This is a genomic window from Planctomicrobium stercoris, from assembly GCF_051465655.1.
GTDB lineage: Bacteria > Planctomycetota > Planctomycetia > Planctomycetales > Planctomycetaceae > Planctomicrobium.
Window position 1 is genome coordinate 568,069 of the sequence record NZ_CP195791.1, and the last position, 20,074, is coordinate 588,142.

A 20,074-nucleotide genomic window follows, 5' to 3' on the forward strand; every position below is an offset into this window, starting at 1 on the left:
GCTTTCATGCGGTGAAAATCCTGAATCGCCTGCACATGATAGACCAAACTGGTCTAACCCCTGCGTCAGGGGCTTGTGGCGGCGATTGGAGAGACGCTCGAAAGCTGTGTTGATCGCCATCGGAATGCTGCACGTTTCCAAACAGATTCCATTCGTCCGCTGGCTGTCAATCAGATGTCGATCCCATTATGAAGCTCGATGATCAAGTGTGTTACTGCTTTCATGTGAGCAAGCGGAAGATCATGAACTTCCTCCGCGTGCACCAGCCGCGGCGCGCCAGTCAGCTGAGCGAATGCGGCGGAGCTGGAACAGGGTGCGGATGGTGCGTGCGTTACCTGCAGAAATGCTTTCAGGATCACGCGCAGGGGAGCCTCGTCGAAGATGATCTTCAGACTCCCCAGGAATACGAAGCGGCCCGGGCAGAGTACATCCGCGCCGGAAAAGGAGTTCCCCGTCCGGGAACAGAACCCAAATCGTGATCGCTGCGATGTTGGCGTTGATCGATTCGAGATGAAGAAATCAAAGAGGGGTTCTTCGGGGGCACGAACTTCGGCTGAGCGGTATTGCAGATGAGTAGCAGCGTACTGACAGTGCCGCAGCAGAGATCAGAAAAAGAGAGTGCCGCGTTTCTGTTTACGCGGCACTCTCATCGGAATGTCGTTACAGCTTGCGTTCCCGCAGCGTGGTCAGATATTCCACCACGTCCACGAGCTCTTCTGCTGTGAGCAGCCTCTGCAGATCGGCAGGCATCAGGGAGACATCCTGCTTCTTGCGCTCCTCCACGCGTGAGAGTGGGACAGTGCGGATGATCCCTTTATCATCCTTCACTTTCACTTCCTGATCCGTTTCGCTGACCAGCAGTCCGGTGTAGATCTGTCCGTCATCCGTCAGAAACAGCCAGTTCTCATAGCCGTGGCTGATCGCTGCCGATGGGAACAGAATCGACTCAAAGAACGCTGGCTTCGCGAGCTTCTTTCCGATCTCCGACAGGTTTGGACCCACGTCCTGACCAATGCCATTGACCTGATGGCACTTGTTACACGTTCCGGTGGTGTTGAAGATCACTTTGCCGTGCTCAGCGTTGCCGGAAAGCTTCACCAATTCGGGAATCGATGGCAGCGGCGCCGCGTCTTTGCCCGGAGGAGGCGGGAAAATCGTTAACGCTTCGCCGCGAATCTGAGGGACCGACGACGTTGTGAGAGCCGCAGCGAAGGCCTGCTGCAGCTGCTGCGGATATTCCTTTTTCCGGGCCATTCCCAGAAGAAGCTGCGCTCCGGGTGCAGATCCAGCCAATGCTTTGACAGCCCCCTGTCTGATCCACAGCGGCTGCTGGTCATCTTTCAAAAGCTGAACCAGAGCATCGAAGCTGCGTTGGTCGCCTGCGGTTGCCAGCGCAGCGAAGGTTTTCCCTGCCTGTTCCCGGTCTCCGCTGGTCAGAGAGGTCAGCACCAGCGACTGTTCGCCCTTGTCGAACAGCGAACGGATGGCATCGACTGCCAGCTGGGAATGGGGGTCCGTCTGAGCCAGTGTCAGCAGGTCTTTGAAGTGGTCTTTCAGGTTGAACCGGGTCACCAGCGAAATGTAAGTCGCGGTTCCGGGGTTGGAAGCGAGCAGTTGCTCGACAACGGCACGTCGGGCGGGGTTGGTGGAAAGATCCTGACTGTTGAGCCGGGACAAGGCTTCCGTGCGGATGAAGGCGAGTCGGGCGGGATCGAGCTTCGAGTCGGAGAATGCGAGTTCGATCACGACGTTTTGTTTGTGGGTCTCCAGCTGGAAATCCAGGGCGCGCAGGTCGCGAGGCAGTTCCTCAGCGGGGGTTGCAGGATTCAGAATGATCTGTGCCAGCAGACTGGCGGTCTGAGAGGCTCTGGATCGCCAGACGATGTCTCGACCTGCTGGGGTGGTGAGCCACTGATTTCCGGTCTGCGAGATCCATGTGGCCAGACATTCATCCCAGTGACCATGGGCACCGATTCCCAAAGCCTCGAGATACCAGCGGTCTTTTCCATCATACTGCTGGGCCAGTTGGCTCCAGGCTTTTCCGACAAAATCGTTCCGCATGCCGGCAGGAATCCATTCGGGTTTCACTTCCCGCAGCGCAATGAGCATTTCCCGCCTGACGGCCGGGGAACTGTCTTCGATGTTAATGGAGTCATGAATGTCGTCGAAGGAGACTTCGTTCATGAGCTGCCGTAGCAGGCGGATCGACGTGACTCGCAGTTCAGGATTGGCATCCGTCAGTCCTGACTTCAGATGGGCGAGCTTTCGCGCGGGATCGAGTTTCAGCTTTCCCAGCAGCCAGATCGCCCGGGCCTGCATGATCGGATCGGAAGATTTGCGAAGCTTCACCAGTTCTTCGTCGGCTGCCGGTCCCATGGCCATCAGTGCGTTCCATGCCAGGTAGCGGGCCGACATGTTCGGGGACTGCAGGGTTTCGACAGCTTTGGCAGCGGTGGAGACATCCACGCCAGGGGCCACATACTTCGCAGCCGATTTCGGCGCGACGCGGAAGATGCGACCGTGAGCTGCATCCATCATGCGATGTCCGCCGACTCCCGGATCGTACCAGTCTGCCACCAGCAGACTTCCATCCGGAGCGACACAGACATCGCTGGGACGGAACCATTTATTGTGAACCCCATTCAGCAGATCGACTGTCTTGCCGGTGTAGCCTGCACCGTCCACGGTCGGGACGTATGCCCGGCAGATGTTGGGGCCGGCATCACAGTGAATGGGAGCGCCTCGCAGCTCTGCTGGCAGCAGGCTCCCTTCATACAGGCAGATTCCCGTTGGGGCGCCGGCTCCTGTCTGCACAAAATTCGGGATCACCCCCGGGTCGTTCAGATGCCAGTGGCGGTGGGGGATTTCAGCTTCAAGATTGGTTCTGGGAGTTTGCCAGCCCGCGCCCGTCAGTTCGTCCTTATAGCCGTAGTTCCCATACTCCATCACGTAGTTGATGCGGACGCCGCGGTTGCCGTCGTCATCATTGTCGGACTGCCAGATCGTCCCGTATGAGCTGACGCAGGCTTCCCAGTTATTTCGAAAGTTCCATGCAAGCGTTTCGAAGTCGCTGCCGTCGAGATTACAGCGGAAGACCATCCCTTCCTGATAGGGTTTTCGGGTCGAATCGACCACATTTCCGGCCTTGTCCGTGATCGGCTGGCCGTTCTTGTCTTTGATCGTTCCCCCGGCATTTCCGAAGTTGAAATACAACTTTCCATCCGGACCGAAATGGACCGCATGAACGCCGTGGTCATGCTGCTTGCCATCGATCCCGGTAAACAGGAGTTCCTGACGATCGGCTTTGAGGTCACCGTCATCATCAATCAGGAAAAAGATCTTGTCCCCTGCGGAGATCAGGGCGCGGGTCCCTTTGCCGTCCGCTGTCGGAAGGACCAGAATGCCCTGAGCAGCGTCGACGTCTGCCCCTTCATAGAAGACGGTCGACTTGTCCGCAGCGGCATCACCGTCGGTATCTTCAAGGATTAGGATGCGATCGGCCGCATGTTCCCCGATGACGTCCTTGTTGGCAAAGGGGCGGTAGTTGATCGCCTCACAGACCCAGACCCGTCCGAGGTGATCGATGTCGATCGAAGCTGGATTTGTCATCATCGGCTCTGAAGCGAACAGAGTCGCATTCAGGTCGGGGTGAACTTCCAACTGCTCGACTGCATCGGCGGACTCATGACTTCCCACTCCGGAACCCAGTGCCTGCGCGCTCGGACGTTCGGTGTAGACACGAAACTGAATCGACGATCCCCCTTGCCGCGATCCCCCTTCATCGATGGCGGCAGTCGCGAGAAATCTGGTGAACTTGTGGCCTTCGGGAAGCTCGTACTCGATGAGGGAATTCGCATGAGTTCCGATTCCGTTGGGAACCGGACGTCCATGGACCACCAGCGATTCCCCGTTTGCGTTTTTGTTGACATGGACACCCCCCCACGCTGCGGACGCCGCTTTCCAGCGAAGATCCGTCAGGAGAAGTTCCCCTTTCGATGGGTCAGCAGGGTCGACAACCAGGCGAGGAGAGACCCAGTCCGCCCAGTCACAGGCGTACCCGTCTCCCCCGTCATTCACAAACAGAAACAGCGATTGAGCTCCGGTGATGTCCGCACTCACTTCCACGGCATGGCCGGGGGTGGATGTCGAAATCACCGGTGAGGAAAAAAGAGGCTTGGGTCCTCCAGACTTGGCGAGGGCCTGATCCTTAGCCCCCGCAGCAGCTGCTGCCTTGCGGGGCCGCGGCTGGAACTTGAAGCCTTCCGGAGCTGGTTCATCCATGTTCTTGAGCATTTCGTCCTGCGACGGAGTCGGGCTGACGACTCCGTCCTTGGGGACTTCGCCGTGAGCGGTCCAGACAATCGCGTTCAGGACGAGCTTGCGGAAATCGTCATGCTGCCAGTTCACATGATCGTGACCTCCGGTGAAGCCAAACCCCCGCCCTTTTTTGTCGGTGCGGTCGTAAGCCCAGGCCATGTGCTGCGGCTCCTGACGCTCGAGCACAGCGGCCCGCACTGCCGGATTCCCGGAATGCGGTCCGTCCGGACGGCTGAGAGTTTCACGCGGCGGCAATGCGGTCAGGATCGGAGTGACGCCGATCATGTCCGGGACAAAACGCATGTGATAGTACCATTCATCCTGAATCTCGAACGGCTGCACGCCGCGCGAGATAGGATGGTCCGGAAACTTGTCGAACTTCGCGACCCAGTGCGGATTAACAGACCAGTGTGGTTCGAAGAAACCGCCGATCCATTTGAGAAAGTGGTCGCCGGGCGCTCCGGGCACGGTTTCCACCCCGTAATGCAGACAGACCAGTCCGACGCCGCGCGGCATGATGTCATGGTCGAAATCTTCCAGGTGGTCGTTCAGAAAATGACCGGCCCCGCCGTCACAGTAAGCGACGACAGTATCCGCATTATCGAACGCGGTGACGTCCTTCGGCCAGCCGTTGAGATAGACGGTGGAGAGGACAGGTAACCCGTGTTCCTGCTGGGTGCTGTTCAAGGCTTTTGCGAGCAGCAGACAGCCAGCGTTGTGTTCATGAGCGAAATACGCGTGGCTGGGACGTCCTGCGACAAACACCACTTTTTTCCAGCCATCGGCCAGCGGCAGTCGCTTGAGTCGGATGTCCTTGAATTCAATTTTCATCGGCGGGCCGGAATGAACCTGAAGCGCAAGCTTGCCGATCCGGTCCAGTCCTTTGGGGTCATTGTCGATGACTTCCGCGGTGACATGACCGTTGATCTTCAGGATGATGTGATTCCCCTGAGCGGTGATGGAATAGTCGTTCCAGTCGTCCAGATTCACTTTCTTCAGCAGCTCTTCCGCGTCTGCGACCTGCTCTCGCTTCATCTCGCCCGACTCGGAGATGATCGTCTTCTGGCCTCGCAGTGCGAGTCCACCGCGAGCTGCTTCATCATGCAGCGTGCCGACATAACCGCCTGCCCGGTCCATGTCCGCCTGATAGCCGATCACATGGCCATCATCCGCCTGAGAACCCCGGAACTGGATGCCGCTGTTGGCGCTGGGAGTTCCAGAGAGTCGAAACTTCAGGCGAAGTTCGAAGTCGTCCACGTCACCCCGATCCCAGACGAGGAAGGTGTTGTGGTCGAGGGGATTCTCGGCGGTCGATTCTCCGATGATCGCACCATCGGCGACCCGCCAGTACTTCTCATCCCCCTTCCAGCCATCAAGTGACGTCCCGTTGAAGATCGGTTTGAAACCTGCTTCCGGTTCATCCGCCCTGAGGACAGAAACAGTCAGCGCGCAGGTGAGGCAGGCAAAGGTCAAAAGTCTCATGCAAAATCCCCAAATAGGATCACTTGGAAAGTGTCTTGTGGAATGTTCTGTGGTGGCGAGGCAGGTCAGCGGATAGCAGCTACGATAGATCGACATCATATCAATATCGTCGCATCCGTGGAACGTAACGAACCGAGGGGTCGGCGTCATCCCAGCCACCGAAAATGCCTCGATCACGATTCTTTGGAAAGGCTGGCAAGTCGACTAGAATCTCCAGCCATACTTCAGATTCCGAGTCGTTTGTCAAAGTTGAAAGCTGGGGTTTGGGTGCCACTGCTCTGTGAGCAGTGACGAAAGTTGAAACGGCGTTCACCTTGGACTGGATGCGGCGAAAAACTCACACGTTCACTCGCATTCGCACGGCTCGCAGAGCCGTGGCACCCCCAATTTTAGTCCTGACAAAGCACTCGGGGGCATGAAGTATGGAGCAAGCCGGCGAGCCGGTGCATTTCGCAACTCCCTGCCAAAAGCAGCGAGCCTTTTGCATCTCAGTGAGATGGTCGTGCGTACTGCACCTTCACTTCAGGAGTTGCTGCATGCACCCTACTTTGAATGACGGGAAATCATGATGAACGCGGACAAGCAGCAGGTTCTGGAGAAATGTGCAGCAGGAGCGCTAAAGGGGGAGCTGACCTTCCCGGAGATCATTGGGCTGCTCGCTGAGATCGGAGTCGAGCGCTACCACGCCGACTACACCCGACAGGAGATCACCTACTATCTGACGGACGGTGACTCGCTGGTGGTTGCTTCACCCCATCCGGACTATGAGACAGCGGAAGAGTTCTCCGCAGCTGCCGTGGAGGCTGCAGTTCGTCAGAGTCAGCGAAACGAACATACGTATCTCGACTTCATCCAGAAGACGATGTCCGCCGGCTGCGTTGGCTACTTCGTGCAGATCACCGGCCGCCGCGTCATCTACTTCGGCCGCACCGGCGACTGCCACGTAGAGCACTTCCCGACTACGCCTTAATACTGCAGTCTGCTTTTCTTAGAGCACGCCGCGTGAGCAAGCGGATTGAGTCGCATCATGTCAATAATGCACTCGCTCACGCTTCGTGCTCTGACGGATCATTAGTCGAGCTTTTCAGGAAGTCGAACTGTCGTCGTCAAGCTTGAGTGTGGCGAGTGAGCCTGGTCAACAACCGAGGCGAGTCTCTCGGACTCACCTGTTAATTTTGGAGGGAGGCTGTCCTCGGTATCGTCATCAAAGCAAAAACGCCTCGGGGAGCTTTGCTGCTTCCCGGGGCGTTTGGTTGAAGCCTGATCGGTTTTACTTCGCCAGTTCTGCTTCGATGGCTTGCACCACTTCTGCGTTGTTGGGGACGATCGGGGTGCCGAAGCGGCCGACGATTTCACCATCGCGGCTGATCAGGAATTTTTCGAAGTTCCATTTGATCTTGCCGGCGAACTTGGGGTCGGTCTCTTTCGAAGTCAGGTACTGGTACAGCGGGGCGGCATCAGGACCGTTGACGTCGATCTTTGCGAACATCGGGAATGTGACCCCGTAGTTCGCTGTGCAGAATTCCTGAATCTCTTTGGCAGAGCCGGGCTCCTGTGCCCCGAACTGGTTGCAGGGGAAGCCGAGCACAACCAGTCCTTTGTCCTTGTATTTCGTGTACAGCTCCTGCAGCGGAGCGTACTGGGGAGTGGCACCGCACTCGCTGGCGGTGTTCACAATCAGGATGACCTTGCCCTGATATTCCTTCAGCGCGACCGGCTTGCCGCCGAGCGATTGCATTTCGAAGTCGAGCACGGGGGGAACGTCCTTTCCGGCAGCGTTCGCGAGGAGAGGCAACAGCAGGGCCAGGCAGCAGGCCACCAGCGGGCGGGGGCGATTCAGTTTCATGCTTGTTCCTTCAGGGTGTTTCCCGGGTCTGTAAAAACAACGCCTTCTTTTCTCCCGGGAGTGTAAAGTCGAAGCCGCAGCTGCGGAAGAAATCATCCGAAGAGGTGATGACCATCACTTCGAAAATGTTTCTCTGCCGGGCGAGTTCGACGCAGGCGCGTGTCAGTTGCTTTCCGATGCCGCGTCCCTGCAGTTCAGGCTTCACGCACAGCGAGCGGACTTCCGCCAGTTTCTTCGAATAGATTTCCAGGGCTGCGAATCCGACAAGTTCATCATCGACGAACGCGACATAGGCGGTCGGCATGAGCAGCGTCATTTCATCCAGCGTACGGGGGAGGACCCGCTTCGCTTCGACGAAGACCTCGATGAATTCCAGCACGTCGTCGGCATCCTCCGAGTCAGCCGGACGGACGACAAGATTGGCAATCGCGGAGGCGGTGGCTGAGGAGTTGGAATGCGTCAACTTCGGATTCGCTTTGCTTCAGAATTTTCAAAGGAAACAGTGAACAGGGCAGAGCAGGGGGTTCGGGCACTCAAAGCATTTAGCCGCACACCCGGAGTGTGCGGCTAAAAGAAACATCTGAATTCACGGAAGACGACAGAGTTCAAAGGGGGACCTGCCCCCCGGCTCTACGCTTCTTCGGTATCATCATACTCGGAAAGTCCGCCGATGTCGTCTTCCAGATCCTCGGAATCGTCCCCATCGTCCAGTTCGTCGGAGGGGCGGGGGGCACGCCGGAAGACCGCCACAACGTCGTCAACAGGCACCACGAACAGCACGTTGTTGGGCTCCAGATCGACGGGGATGGCGTTCTTCGGGTGGAACAAAACCTTGTCGTACTTGGCGACGGGAAACTCGTCGTCGTTTTCAACTTCGACGCTCACCTCGACGACGCGTCCGGTGATGGTCGGAATTTCTGCCTGATCGGGAAGGAGGATTCCTCCCTTGGTCTGCTGCCGGCTCTGATCTTTGCGGATCAGGATGCGCGGTCCGAGTGGTTCAACAAATTCATCCATGGCTAATCCCCCTCTTGGTTGAAGGGCGAATCGGTAACTGTGGGGAACAGGATATTATAGGCAGAGGATCGGCTGCGGACGAGGAGAATGTGAATGAGTCGATTCTCCTCGGCAATCCGCTGCTCGACAACGTTTCACCTGGCAAAATCGAATTATTCGGCCGTGAAAAGATAGGTGCAGGTCTGTCGATACGTTTTCCCTGGCTGCAGAATGATGGAGGGAAAACTGGCCTGGTTCACAGAGTCGGGGTTGTGCTGGGTTTCGAGACAGCAGGCGCTGCGATGTGCGTATGGCTTGCCCCCTTTTCCGGCCTGTCCCTTCAGAAAGTTGCCGGTGTAGAGCTGGACAGATGGTTGGCTCGAGCGGATCTCCAGCGTGCGGCCGCTTTTGGGATCCTTCAACTTCGCGACCGCACGGACCAGCCCGGGTTCCCCGTTGACGACGAAGTTGTGGTCGTAGCCCATTGCCGGGGTCTTCTCAAGCTGACCGATCCGTTCACCCAGAACGTGTGGAGACCGGAAGTCGAGAGGGGTGTCCGCCACGGAGGCGATTTCGCCTGTGGGGATCAGGTTGTCGTTCGCGGGTGTGTACCTGTCCGCGAAAATCTGCAGCTCATGATCGAGCACCGTCGGTGAGCCTTCCCCAGCGAGGTTGAAGTACGAGTGGTTGGTCAGGTTGACGGGGGTCGGGGCATCGGTGGTGGCAGCGTATTCAATATCGAGTTCGTTGCGGTCCGAAGTCAGGGTGTAGGTGACTGTGCAGGTGAGCTTCCCGGGATAACCTTCTTCCCCGTCCGGGCTGGTGTAGCTGAAGACGACCCCTTGTGCTCCCGGCTTCTCGAAGCCGGTTCCCTGCCAGATGACCTTGTCGAGGCTGCGTTCGTTTCCGCCGTGCAGGTGGTTCTCGCCGTTGTTGACAGCCAGGGTGTATTCCTTGCCGTCCAGGGTGAATTTCCCTTTGGCGATGCGGTTGCACACCCGTCCGGTGGTGCAGCCGAAGTATTGATTGCCCTCTGATTCGTAACCAGCAACGTCATCGAACCCCAGGACGACATCGGCAACCTGTCCGCTCTTGTCGGGGACCCACAGGTTCACAATGGTTGCCCCCCGGGACATCAGCGTGACCTTCATGCCGGTCGAGTTGCTCAAGGTGAACAGCTCGACCGCTTCTCCGTTGGCTGTTTTGCCGAACGGGGTTCCGACGGGAACCTCACCGCGGCAGGCTGGTCCCAGTGCACTACAGAACAGGAACGCAAACAGCGTGGGGATGTGCCCAGGAAAAGAACGCATGAGAACCTCTGAACTGAAGGCGGACGCATCGAGACCGATTCCAGGATTATCCGCAGGTTTCTCCGGACTCACAAGTCTGTGGGAGCTGTCGGCGGGCAGAGATCGGCCAGATCCTGTTCACGAGCCCTTGAGCGGCCTCGTCGAGCCGGCAACCGCACCGGTTGAAGAGGCAGGGGGCGAATTGGGGTTGGTGATCGAGCCGGGAGTCGTGTAACGAACGCCTGCACAACGCGATATGAATCGGACAAGGTTCTGGCGACCGTCAGTCAGAAACCGGTCGTTCATGCAGGCGAAGGACAGAAATACGAGGACCAGTGCCAGCAGCCCGAGGCGGATTCGAACGTTCGATGAAGTCGCTGTCACTTCCAGAAAGGGAAGGTACCAGCTCGCTTGCTGGGAAGCGGCTGCCGTGGGCGGAGAACCGGCGAGCACGCGTGGGTCGTAGGCGAGAGAGGTGTCTAAGGGGATGCGGGTCTCTCCCGGGGTGACCGTCCCGAGTTCTGAAGAAGCGACCCGATTCCGGTAGTCCGGATCGTTTTCCAGGGCCTGAGCGACTCGCATCAGGTGTTGATTTCCCTGTTCGAGATCCCGGATCACGAGGGCGTTTTTCGTGAAACGTGCATGCAGTCGTTCAGCTTCCCACCAGCGGGGGGCAAGTACGAGCGCCGTGAAGATCAGGGTACACAGGCCCAGGCAGACCCAGAAGAGGATCGAAAAGAACCACGACGAAAGGGAGGAGGGCGCCGGGGGAGTCGTTGTCATGACACAAGGTCCGGAGCACAGGGTGTCACTGAGGAGGGGGACGTTCCGGAGAAGTGCGCTTCACCCCGCTACATGCGGACTCTCAGGCAATGAGGGACCGGATCGTGAGTCACGCCGCTTTACTTGCGGAGGTTGCCCTGGATCTCGGAGGCAGCGGTTTCGCTTTGCGTCGTCTCTACGGGAGCAGGCTGCGTTCCGTACTTCTGATTCAGAATTTGTGCCTTCTCGACGCATCGCTGCAGGGTCCGTCGAAGTTCCGAATAGTCGTCGATCATTTTTCGACGCAGGCGGTCGACTTCAGCCAGTTGGTCATTCCGGGCCGTCTCGTACTTGCGGAGCGATTCCACCAGTCCATCCCGGACTTCATCGCCGGCGTCGGGCGCGGCCTGTGGGTTTCCGTTCAGTTCCGCCATTCGCTGAGCGAGAGTGGCCTGCGACGACTTGATGAGTTCTTTTCGAGTCGCCAGTTCCAGTTCATGATCGATCAGGGCGGAATCCGCAATGACCTGTTGATGCTGCAGGCTGGCAATGGTCGCCAGCCAGTTGGCGGGCAATGTTCCACGAATGTGGTAGGTGCCGCGCGGCCACAGATCCGTTTCCTGGGGATAGGGGGGGCGGGTCAGACGGGCGATGGCCTGGCTCGGGCGGATATCGGTGATCGAGAATTCACCCAGGTAGAGCGAGCTTCCCGGAGCATCGGCAAAGACGAAGACGGACGGATCGATTTTGCCGTCGGTTCCCCGTTGAGGAAGGCCTGAGCTCGATCCGACTCCCAGTTCAATGGCGCCCGGAGTTCCCGGCTGAACCTGCGAGTTGGGGGAGTTCCAGACATCACCCCAGCCGTGCACCAGTGCCTGACGCTGTTCTTCCAGAGCCCGCACACGCCGCTCGGCATCGGCAATCTGCTGGATCCCCTTTTCGATCCGCTCCTGGCGTTCGGTCACCTGTTTCAACATGCGGTGTCGCACGTCGAGGACCATGGTCGAAAGCACCAGCGAAGCCGGAATCAGAAGGACTACGCACAGCCAGAGGAGCACCTTCCCCAGGATATGCATAATCGTGTTCCCTTTAGAGCTGGATGACCAGAAACAGACGACAACTCAGGTAAGATCGTCTTTACGGAGTCGTTCAATTCAAATCGACAGCCACTGACGATCGGCCGCACACTCTTCGAAAATCACCGGTTTTAACGGTTTGATGAAACGCAATGTCTGGCTGAACAGGCTCAACGGTCGAACGGTTGAGTCAATTTTCCATCCTAAACCCGCAGCGTGGCGCTGGTCAAGAACCGGATCGGGAAAACCGGGCAGGCTGGGGGCTGCGTGTCGACGGGTTCGGTCGTAGCGAATGTGCGTCGGTCAGGTCCAGCCGTGGGGATGTTACCGCTGGGCCACTGCTGACAACCGGAAGTGTCCGAAGAGCGTTTCGCCTTCTCGCACAATGTAGAACTTCAGGGGGCCCATGGTCTGCAGTTGCGGGTGGGCGAGGACGTAGTCGATGTTCTCGTTGCTGACCGTTTCCCAGATGTGGAGTCCGACCAGCACGTCTCCCTCGCGGATCCCGTTGACTTCAGCTGGTCCGCCGGATCGGACTCCTGTCACCCGCATGCCGCCGCGATAAGGCTGGTTCGGGACGGGGAAGCCCCCTTCGACTTTCTCGAGCTTCATTCCGAGCACATCCCAGCACTTGTCTGCTGTGGAGGGAGTGCTGGTTGTCATGGAGACTTTTTTGGCTTCGACAGTTCCGCTGTTGCTGACCACCTGCTGTCCCGCCTGTCGACGGTTGCTGGAGAGTTCTGCAATTCTCAACCGAACTTCCTGAGACTCTCCGTCCCGCAGGAGCTTGATGGGGACTTCGGTTCCAGCTGGTCGGCCGAACAGGGAGCGTTCGAAATCGGCACCATCGACGACCCGGACGTCGCCAGCCTGCACGATCACGTCCCCGACTTTCAGAGAACCGTTTGCTGGGGAATCGGCGCGGATGCTTTCCACCACCAGTTTCCGCTCGAGGCCGTGTTTGACATCGGTCGTCGAAACACCGTGGTAGGTGAGGTTATGCCGCTCGACATTCATCAGGCGGGCGATGACTTTACGGGCGGAGTCGATGGGGATTGCGAATCCGATCCGCTGAGCCCCGGCCCGGATGGCGACGTTGATTCCGATCACTTCACCGTCCGCATTCAACAGCGGTCCACCACTGTTGCCGGGATTGATGGCGGCGTCGATCTGGATCAGGTTGGTGTAAGACTGCTCTTCGTTGACTTCCACATCGCGGGAGCGGTGGCTGATGATTCCGCGAGTGACGGAAGATTCGTATCCGTAGGCATTGCCGATGGCGATCACGTCCTCGCCGAGCATCAGGTCAGAAGACGTTCCGAAGTTGGCGACTTCGAGCTTTTCGCGAGGATCGATCTTGATGATCGCGAGATCTTCGCGGGAGTCGTAGGCCAGAACGCGGCTTTCATATTCGCCGCCGTTGTAGGTGGTCACGCGAAGGCGTTCCACATCCTGCACCACGTGGAAATTCGTGACGATGTATCCCCGTTCATCGAGGATAATGCCGGTTCCCATCCCGTTGATCTTCGTCGCCTTGCCGGCTGAGAAGACGACGTCCATGGACTTCTGACGCTTTTCCGTATGGATATTGACGGAAGAACGTTCGGCTCGTTCGACAATCCGCGTGCGGTCGGTGTTCCGCTGGGAGTTGGGTGCGAGCGTGGGCTGATCCGCCAAGATCAGGCGGGGAGCGAACACAAGCAGCATGGCCAGGCACATTCCGGCATGGCAGCATTGCTTCGTCATCTTCAGGCCTGTTCCTGTTGTGAACCGAGGCAATTACGGCGAATTCCATTCGCCAAACGAACGGGAGTGCAGTCCATGATGCTCCACGCCCCCAACATCGGACCCCCAGCGAGCACCGCTTGAAAGCGCATGAACCCCTGTGCAAACCTTGCCTATTTGACAAATGTGGAAGTGGGTAATTTGGTTGCAGATTCGGAGTGGGGAATCGGAAATCGGCTCTGGAACCTGAAAATTGGTTCAAGATGCATTTGTGATCCCGTTTCGAATTCGAGGCCCCGAGCCGGATTGTTCGTGAAAGAGCAACGAGTTGGGAGAAACCTGAAGTTTGACTATTTCGACTTCAGCAATTCCCGGGCGTCTTCTTTAGAATTTGAACTTCGGTAAAATCTGCAAACTGAAACGCCTCCCTGGTTCAAATCCGGAATTCAATCACATGACGAGACGGGAAAAGATCGAAGAACGCCTGCGGGCCGATCCGGACGATGTCTTCCTCAATTACTCCTACGCCATGGAGCTCTCCAAGTCTCCGGAGTTGGAAGAGGCGCGAAGAGCGTTTCAGAAAGTGCGGTCTCTCGACCCCAATTACGTCTCCGCCTACTTTCAGGAAGGGCAGATGCTCTCGAATCACGGGGAGGTCGAAGCTGCAAAAGAAGTTCTCCGGAGCGGGATCGAGGTTGCCCGTCGGATCGGGGACTCCCATGCCCTGGGGGAAATGTCGGAGTTTCTCGAACAGCTGTAGTTGGATTCCCGCTGGACTTGTTGGAATTGAACCAGCGTCCCGTTTCCCTTCTTCTGCGGATCGTGAAGATGTCCACTCGACTCCTTGTGACCGGATTCCCCTCGTTTTACGGCTGTCCGGAAAATCCTTCGCAACTGCTGGTTGAATGGATTCGCACTCACGCGGTGAAGCTCCCGGGGGTGGAATTGCTGACGGAAATACTGCCGGTGGAATATGCCGGTGTGGAACGGGAGTTCCTGCGATGTCTGAAGGAGTATCAGCCGGATGTGTGGCTTGCCTTTGGAGCCAGTCGGCGGACCATCCCGCTGCATCTGGAATGTCTGGCGAGAAATCTGGATCAGTGCGAACGACCTGATAACACAGGAGAAGTCCGAAGCGGGACGGTGATTGTTCCTGATGGTCCTGCGGAGCTGATCTCTCCGTATGCGCTGGATCACCTGGAGGAGCTGCTGAACGGTGCGGGAATCGAAACAACACTGAGCGAAAATGCGGGGTCGTATATCTGTAATCACCTGCAGTACTTTGCTCATTGGCACCTGCAGCAGTCCAGAGAAAATTGCCAGTTTCTGTTTACGCATCTGGCGAGTGCGGAAACCGGATTCACTGCGGAAAAGTTGTGGCCGGCGCTTCAAATCATGGCGATGTGGTTTCAGAATGAACGCAGCAAAATGGCGCGGAGTGGTTCGGTCAGAATCTGATCCTCGCCCCAGATCGTCTTTCCGCCCGACCCCCACCGAATTCGGGATCAACAGGAGTCCGATGCATGCCCGCAGCAGATACTGCCCGTCACTGGTTGGGGTTTGATCTGGGAGGCACCAAGATGCTGGCCCAGGTCTACGACGAGAAATGGAATGTCATCGCCAAGGAGCGGAAGCGAATCCACCCAGGCACGGGAGCCAAGGGGGGAATCGAACGGATCATTGAAACGATTCATGAAGCGCTCAAGAAAGCGAGTCTGACACCCGCGGATCTGCTGGGGATCGGCATTGGTTGCCCGGGGCCGATTGAAATGGACAAAGGTCTGCTCCTCGACCTTCCCAACCTGGGCTGGCAGGCAGTGCCGCTCAAAGAACGGCTTGAATCGGCGCTGGGTTGCCCGGTCGCTGTTCTGAACGACGTGGATGCGGGCGTGTACTCGGAATACCGGGCCGGGGCGGGGCAGGGAGCCCGGTGCGTGATCGGCGTTTTTGCCGGAACGGGAATCGGCGGCGGCTGCGTCTATCGCGGAGAAATTCTGCGGGGAACAACCTCGTCCTGCTTCGAAATTGGACACGTTCAGGTCATGTCGAACGGCCCCAGGTGCGGTTGTGGACAACGGGGATGCCTGGAATCGGTCTCCAGCCGACTGGCCATTGCTGCGCAGTGTGCCCGGGCAGCCTACCGGGGTGATGCGCCTCATCTGCTGGAAGCTGCCGGGACAGACATTGCCGAAATCCGCAGCGGAGCCTTGAAGAGTTCTATCGAGGCTGGTGATCAGGTGGTCGACATGATCATCAAGGAGGCAGCGAGATATATCGGAATTGCCGTCGGCAGCGTCGTGAACCTGATCGCTCCGGAAGTGGTGATCCTGGGAGGCGGGCTGGTGGAAGCCATGCCTGATCTGTTCGTTCCGCAGGTGGCGAAGGCAGCCAATAAGCGGGTCATGCCGGCCTATCGCGATACATTTAAAGTGGTGCCTGCGACATTGAAAGATGACGCGGGCGTGCTGGGCGCGGCGCTCTGGGCGGAATACACATTGGGCCCTGCTTCACGCGGGAAAAAATCGGGTAAGGATTCCTGAATCGGACTTCAGTTTTCGGAAAAATGTGCCCCTGAGTCCGATTTTTGAAGACTCGGCCGTTGCAGGCAGGTTTAATCAGATGCGGGCCTCTTGTTGAGCCCATTCTGAGAGGCAGACCATGCAGCGTAGACATTTTCTTCAGGCGACGGCGTTTGGAAGCTCCCTGTGGTTCACCCCCGGATTGTTCGCGGAGCTGACGCAGACGCCGCGAATGACAGAAGGGCCATTTTATCCCGACAATCTGCCTCTGGATAAAGATAATGACCTGGTGATTGTCGATGATTCGCTCACTCCGGCGGTGGGGCAAATCACCCATTTGACCGGGCGGGTGCTCACTCCTTCGGGTCAGCCTGTTCGAAATGCGGTCATTGAAATCTGGCAGTGCGACAATAACGGGGCCTACCTGCACACCGGGACCAATAACAACGAAGGTCGGGACAAGAACTTTCAGGGCTATGGGCAATTTGTGACCGACAGTGCAGGGGCCTATCGTTTTCGAACGATTAAACCAGTCCCCTATCCTGGGAGAACGCCACATATTCATGTGGCGGTCAGTCGACACGGAGAGCGGGTGCTGACGACGCAGCTGTTCGTCAAAGGGGCACCGGAAAATGAACAGGACGGAATTCTGAAGTCCATTCAAAATCCGAAGGCCTTGGCGAACGTTATCCGGGAGTTCAAACCCGTCCCCAACACGAATCTGGGGGAACTGGCCGTTCATTTTGATGTGATTCTCGGTCTGACTCCCCATGACCCCAACGATGAGGAGGTCAGTCACGGAATCGGGAAATCAGATCGTGCTTCGGGTCGTGGCATGGGGCCTGGCGGTCCCCGTGGGCCGGGACGTGGTCGACCGGATGGACCTCCCCCTCCTCCTCCGCGACCCTGATTTTCAGAATCGGATTTCTATTTTCCGGAATCGGAACCCGCGTTCTCCTCGGAATTCGGCCGCGATTTTCACCGACTCGGCTGGGGTCGCTGTGAAATCGCGTCGAATTACCGGCGTTTCTGGCTGCGGATTCGCCGGAATTTCCAGCGGATGAACGGGAACCGCATTTCCCGCACCACTTTGCCGGGAATGCGGGCATCTTGCATTCTCGATGTTTCGACTCGATACTGCTTTCACGTCACGGCTTCGTGTTGATCAGATCTGCAGCATGAAGAATGAACGACGTTCCCGAACTTCGAGAGACTGCAATCGATGCCTTGGTTCATTTACGCCAGTTTTGTGCTGGTCATTGCATTTCTGATTTACTTCGACCTGAGCGTGCTGCATCGGAAGGCGAAGGCGGTCTCGGTTCGTTCCGCTCTGTTCTGGACGGGGGTCTGGGTCTGCCTGTCCCTGCTGTTCAACGTTGTGATCTATGTGCTGTATCAGGGAAATTTTGTCGCCGAATCCGGGGAAGCGCTCAAGCTGACGGGGAAAGATGCGGCCCTGCAGTATTTCACAGGCTACCTGATCGAGTATTCACTCTCGCTCGATAATATTTTCGTGATCGCGATGATCATTTCATCGTTCCGGGTTCCTGAGCAATACCAGCATCGGTTGTTGTTCTGGGGGATTCTCGGTGCTGCACTGCTGCGGGGACTGATGATCTGGATCGGGGCGGAAATGATGCACCGCTTCGACTGGACGATCTACCTGTTCGGGGCTCTGCTGATCTTCTCTGCTGCGAAAATGCTGATGAGCGGAGACGAAGAAATTGATCCCGACCGCAATATCCTGGTGAGAATCGTGCGGCGATTCTACCCGGTGTCGCACGAGTTTCATGGCAAGAATTTCTTTGCAAACATCAATGGCAAGGTCCACGCGACCCCCATGCTGCTGGCGTTGATTCTCATCGAAGGGTGTGACGTTGTGTTCGCGGTGGATTCCATCCCGGCGGTGTTCGGGGTGACGAAAGATCCGTTTCTGGTCTTCACCTCGAACATCTTCGCGATTCTCGGGTTGCGGTCGCTGTACTTTGCACTCGCGGGGATGATGGGGCAGTTCGAGTACCTGAAGTATTCTCTGATCGTGCTGCTGTTCTTTGTCGGCATCAAGATGCTGCTCTCGGACGTGTTCCACATTTCCAATCTGGCCTCCCTGGCGATCATCGGAACGATTCTGGCGATTGGGGTGGTGACTTCGCTGATGTTCGGGAAGAAGCATGAAGAACATGCCGAACCCGGGTCGGACGATGTGCCTCCTGCATAAAGACTGACAGAGTCTGCACTGTATGACGTCCTGCAACGCGTAGAATTGTTACGGCCGTTCTACTCGCACCTGAGAAGGTTCCGCAGAAGTTGCGGGCCTTCCAGGCTTGCGTCGCTGCTGGCAGGTTCTACACTGAAATCCGGTGGTTGACTCCGGGATTTGGCGAGTTGGGTGTCACAACCGGCGGGAGTGATTACGACCCGCGCGAGCCGAAGAGCCGAAACAATCAGCAGTTGCAGACCGCCCCTTCACGGTACGTCCGGTATGTTCCGCGCACTGCGCCCCGCGCGGCAGCTTCGTGTCCCAACGATCGGAATTGGCTAGAAGTCGGGTCGATAACTCCCCGATATGTCCTGTGCGGAGGAATCGCAGCCAGGACATTCCACCACACTCAACAGAAGGAGATGTGGACGATGCGCAGGGGCGCGCGGCCAAGCAGAGCCGAGGATCGAAAGATCCGTTTGATCAAGGGGAGAAGCAGTTGAGTCATTCTCATCTGGCAATTCGACATCTGGTACGAAAACTGGAAATGCAGGAAGGGCGACGTTCATCCAAGCCGCAGCTGCCGGCCTGGATGACGCAGTTCGTCGATCGTTTGTCCGATCGATTTGAACCGTTCAGCGGAGTGGCGCGGGTCGGATACGAATGCAGCCAGTCCGAAGGGGTCTGGAACCTGGCGGTCTTTCTCGGTGAACTCGAGATTGTCGGAGGAGCAGAAGACGGCGAATTGCGGCCCGTGAATTTCCGCTTCGACCTGAATGAGATTTCCCGCGACTTCGAAACGGTCGAGGGGGTGTACTGGAATGCCTTTCCGAACAGCCACGTCTGCTTCGAATCGATGGCTGATCTCTCATTCCTGTCGATTGAGGGAATGGTGCAGGGGCAGCCGGTCCGCGTTCATCTTCATGCCGGTCCGCCCGACAGTGTCGGCCCGGGTCTGCGGGAACATCCCGATGGCCGCCTTGAACTGGTCTGAGACGTTCGAATTGCGAATAAGAAATTAACAGGCGTTGGTCTTTTGCGGGACCACTCCGGTCAGTCAGGGCACTCGGGCTTGCAACTCCCGGGTGCCCTGACTCATTGATCCCCACAGCTGTTACCGACCCGTCACAGCAATGTTCCCGGTGATTTTGACTTTGATCTTCCCTGTGCACTTGGCCCCTTCCGGAACATTGATCCGGAACAGCAGCGGCCCGCTTTCTTTGGGGACGATTTCCTTCTGCTTTCCGATGAACATGGGACGGGGAAGGTCCTTCGGGTCCCGCTTTCCGCCATCGCCCGACTTGCCGATGGCAGCCATCAGGCTTCCACACGGAATCCCGTCCACCATGCCGTTGATCAGATTGTCGCTGGGGTATCCGGCCGGTCCGAGAACATCGTTCACAGAGAGTTTGTAGGTCCCGTCTGCTTCGATTCGAATGGGACGATCCTTGCTGACGACCACTCCGGTCGAAATCCAGCCCCCACCCGCGTCGACGTCCACGGTGTGGACATTGTCCTTGAACACCATCTCTTCGAACTGTTTGAGCTTGTTCTTGACCACTTCCGCTTCGGGCTTGATCCGCAGAATTCCCTTGAGCATTTCGCTCGCCTTCTGCACGTCGCCAGCTTCTTCATACTTGGTCGCGAGGTCAGCGAGGTTCGAAAGATAGTCTGACTCTGCCTTCTCGGCGGCCAGATCCAGAGACTTCGTCGTCGGGGCCGCATTCCGTCGCCCCCCCTGGGCGAACGCTCCCTGAAAGAGCACTCCACACAGCCAAACGGCCAGTCCGGCACGCAGCAGAAATCGGAAGCGAGTATTCATTCCAGGCAACTCCGAAACAAAGATTTTCTGTTCTCAGTTC

The 20,074-nt window shown here is 57.5% G+C and carries 17 protein-coding genes; 8 read left to right on the plus strand and 9 right to left on the minus strand.

The window, feature by feature from the left end; all coding sequences use genetic code 11:
* Window positions 1–188 precede the first annotated feature (188 nt).
* The gene (locus SH661x_RS02345; RefSeq protein ID WP_437227622.1) at window positions 189–479 is read left to right on the plus strand and encodes a (2Fe-2S)-binding protein; all 291 of its coding nucleotides are present in this window, start codon (window positions 189–191) and stop codon (window positions 477–479) included.
* A 181-nt stretch (window positions 480–660) separates the two neighbouring features.
* Here the strand turns inward: SH661x_RS02345 and SH661x_RS02350 are convergent, their stop codons facing one another.
* Window positions 661–5,799, minus strand: coding sequence for a PVC-type heme-binding CxxCH protein (locus tag SH661x_RS02350; RefSeq protein WP_437227624.1), 5,139 nt, complete (start codon window positions 5,797–5,799; stop codon window positions 661–663).
* Window positions 5,800–6,364: 565 nt separating this feature from the next.
* Here SH661x_RS02350 and SH661x_RS02355 point away from each other — a divergent pair.
* A complete protein-coding gene (locus tag SH661x_RS02355) occupies window positions 6,365–6,769 on the plus strand; it encodes a DUF1398 domain-containing protein (protein WP_437227626.1) in 405 nt (134 codons plus the stop codon).
* A 300-nt stretch (window positions 6,770–7,069) separates the two neighbouring features.
* Here the strand turns inward: SH661x_RS02355 and SH661x_RS02360 are convergent, their stop codons facing one another.
* The 7 genes from SH661x_RS02360 to SH661x_RS02390 all read right to left on the minus strand — a co-directional run bounded on the left by SH661x_RS02360 (window position 7,070) and on the right by SH661x_RS02390 (window position 13,514).
* Window positions 7,070–7,645: a glutathione peroxidase gene (locus tag SH661x_RS02360; RefSeq protein ID WP_437227628.1), complete on the minus strand. Its 576-nt coding sequence runs from the start codon at window positions 7,643–7,645 to the stop codon at window positions 7,070–7,072.
* Between the two features lie 10 nt (window positions 7,646–7,655).
* Window positions 7,656–8,108, minus strand: coding sequence for a GNAT family N-acetyltransferase (locus tag SH661x_RS02365; protein ID WP_437227630.1), 453 nt, complete (start codon window positions 8,106–8,108; stop codon window positions 7,656–7,658).
* Window positions 8,109–8,275: 167 nt separating this feature from the next.
* Window positions 8,276–8,662: a co-chaperone GroES gene (locus SH661x_RS02370; RefSeq protein WP_437227632.1), complete on the minus strand. Its 387-nt coding sequence runs from the start codon at window positions 8,660–8,662 to the stop codon at window positions 8,276–8,278.
* 152 nt (window positions 8,663–8,814) lie between these two features.
* Window positions 8,815–9,951: an aldose epimerase family protein gene (locus SH661x_RS02375; protein ID WP_437227634.1), complete on the minus strand. Its 1,137-nt coding sequence runs from the start codon at window positions 9,949–9,951 to the stop codon at window positions 8,815–8,817.
* A 117-nt stretch (window positions 9,952–10,068) separates the two neighbouring features.
* Window positions 10,069–10,713, minus strand: coding sequence for a hypothetical protein (locus tag SH661x_RS02380; protein ID WP_437227636.1), 645 nt, complete (start codon window positions 10,711–10,713; stop codon window positions 10,069–10,071).
* Window positions 10,714–10,832: 119 nt separating this feature from the next.
* Window positions 10,833–11,768: a hypothetical protein gene (locus tag SH661x_RS02385; protein WP_437227638.1), complete on the minus strand. Its 936-nt coding sequence runs from the start codon at window positions 11,766–11,768 to the stop codon at window positions 10,833–10,835.
* Between the two features lie 324 nt (window positions 11,769–12,092).
* Window positions 12,093–13,514, minus strand: coding sequence for a trypsin-like peptidase domain-containing protein (locus tag SH661x_RS02390; protein ID WP_437227639.1), 1,422 nt, complete (start codon window positions 13,512–13,514; stop codon window positions 12,093–12,095).
* 433 nt (window positions 13,515–13,947) lie between these two features.
* Between SH661x_RS02390 and SH661x_RS02395 the strand changes: the two genes are divergently transcribed.
* The 6 genes from SH661x_RS02395 (at window position 13,948) to SH661x_RS02420 (ending at window position 19,206) form a co-directional block, all read left to right on the plus strand.
* Entirely contained in the window at window positions 13,948–14,253 is a 306-nt protein-coding gene (locus SH661x_RS02395) for a hypothetical protein (protein ID WP_437227641.1), read from the plus strand.
* 68 nt (window positions 14,254–14,321) lie between these two features.
* A complete protein-coding gene (locus SH661x_RS02400; RefSeq protein WP_437227643.1) occupies window positions 14,322–14,951 on the plus strand; it encodes a hypothetical protein in 630 nt (209 codons plus the stop codon).
* Between the two features lie 65 nt (window positions 14,952–15,016).
* Window positions 15,017–16,033 (plus strand): ROK family protein, encoded by a 1,017-nt coding sequence (locus tag SH661x_RS02405; RefSeq protein WP_437227645.1) that lies wholly within the window; start codon window positions 15,017–15,019, stop codon window positions 16,031–16,033.
* A 118-nt stretch (window positions 16,034–16,151) separates the two neighbouring features.
* Entirely contained in the window at window positions 16,152–16,922 is a 771-nt protein-coding gene (locus tag SH661x_RS02410) for an intradiol ring-cleavage dioxygenase (protein WP_437227647.1), read from the plus strand.
* 312 nt (window positions 16,923–17,234) lie between these two features.
* On the plus strand, window positions 17,235–18,230 hold the full coding sequence (locus SH661x_RS02415; protein WP_437227649.1) for a TerC family protein: 996 nt from the start codon (window positions 17,235–17,237) through the stop codon (window positions 18,228–18,230).
* A 481-nt stretch (window positions 18,231–18,711) separates the two neighbouring features.
* Window positions 18,712–19,206 (plus strand): hypothetical protein, encoded by a 495-nt coding sequence (locus SH661x_RS02420; protein ID WP_437227651.1) that lies wholly within the window; start codon window positions 18,712–18,714, stop codon window positions 19,204–19,206.
* A 120-nt stretch (window positions 19,207–19,326) separates the two neighbouring features.
* Here the strand turns inward: SH661x_RS02420 and SH661x_RS02425 are convergent, their stop codons facing one another.
* Window positions 19,327–20,034 (minus strand): hypothetical protein, encoded by a 708-nt coding sequence (locus SH661x_RS02425; protein ID WP_437227653.1) that lies wholly within the window; start codon window positions 20,032–20,034, stop codon window positions 19,327–19,329.
* Window positions 20,035–20,074 lie beyond the last annotated feature (40 nt).

Bases quoted from the DNA above. Each gene is read 5' to 3' on its own strand.
- SH661x_RS02345 (WP_437227622.1), top strand. From the start codon at position 189: ATGAAGCTCGATGATCAAGTGTGTTACTGCTTTCATGTGAGCAAGCGG.
- SH661x_RS02350 (WP_437227624.1), bottom strand. From the start codon at position 5,799: ATGAGACTTTTGACCTTTGCCTGCCTCACCTGCGCGCTGACTGTTTCT.
- SH661x_RS02355 (WP_437227626.1), top strand. From the start codon at position 6,365: ATGATGAACGCGGACAAGCAGCAGGTTCTGGAGAAATGTGCAGCAGGA.
- SH661x_RS02360 (WP_437227628.1), bottom strand. From the start codon at position 7,645: ATGAAACTGAATCGCCCCCGCCCGCTGGTGGCCTGCTGCCTGGCCCTG.
- SH661x_RS02370 (WP_437227632.1), bottom strand. From the start codon at position 8,662: ATGGATGAATTTGTTGAACCACTCGGACCGCGCATCCTGATCCGCAAA.
- SH661x_RS02375 (WP_437227634.1), bottom strand. From the start codon at position 9,951: ATGCGTTCTTTTCCTGGGCACATCCCCACGCTGTTTGCGTTCCTGTTC.
- SH661x_RS02380 (WP_437227636.1), bottom strand. From the start codon at position 10,713: ATGACAACGACTCCCCCGGCGCCCTCCTCCCTTTCGTCGTGGTTCTTT.
- SH661x_RS02385 (WP_437227638.1), bottom strand. From the start codon at position 11,768: ATGCATATCCTGGGGAAGGTGCTCCTCTGGCTGTGCGTAGTCCTTCTG.
- SH661x_RS02390 (WP_437227639.1), bottom strand. From the start codon at position 13,514: ATGACGAAGCAATGCTGCCATGCCGGAATGTGCCTGGCCATGCTGCTT.
- SH661x_RS02395 (WP_437227641.1), top strand. From the start codon at position 13,948: ATGACGAGACGGGAAAAGATCGAAGAACGCCTGCGGGCCGATCCGGAC.
- SH661x_RS02400 (WP_437227643.1), top strand. From the start codon at position 14,322: ATGTCCACTCGACTCCTTGTGACCGGATTCCCCTCGTTTTACGGCTGT.
- SH661x_RS02405 (WP_437227645.1), top strand. From the start codon at position 15,017: ATGCCCGCAGCAGATACTGCCCGTCACTGGTTGGGGTTTGATCTGGGA.
- SH661x_RS02410 (WP_437227647.1), top strand. From the start codon at position 16,152: ATGCAGCGTAGACATTTTCTTCAGGCGACGGCGTTTGGAAGCTCCCTG.
- SH661x_RS02415 (WP_437227649.1), top strand. From the start codon at position 17,235: ATGCCTTGGTTCATTTACGCCAGTTTTGTGCTGGTCATTGCATTTCTG.
- SH661x_RS02425 (WP_437227653.1), bottom strand. From the start codon at position 20,034: ATGAATACTCGCTTCCGATTTCTGCTGCGTGCCGGACTGGCCGTTTGG.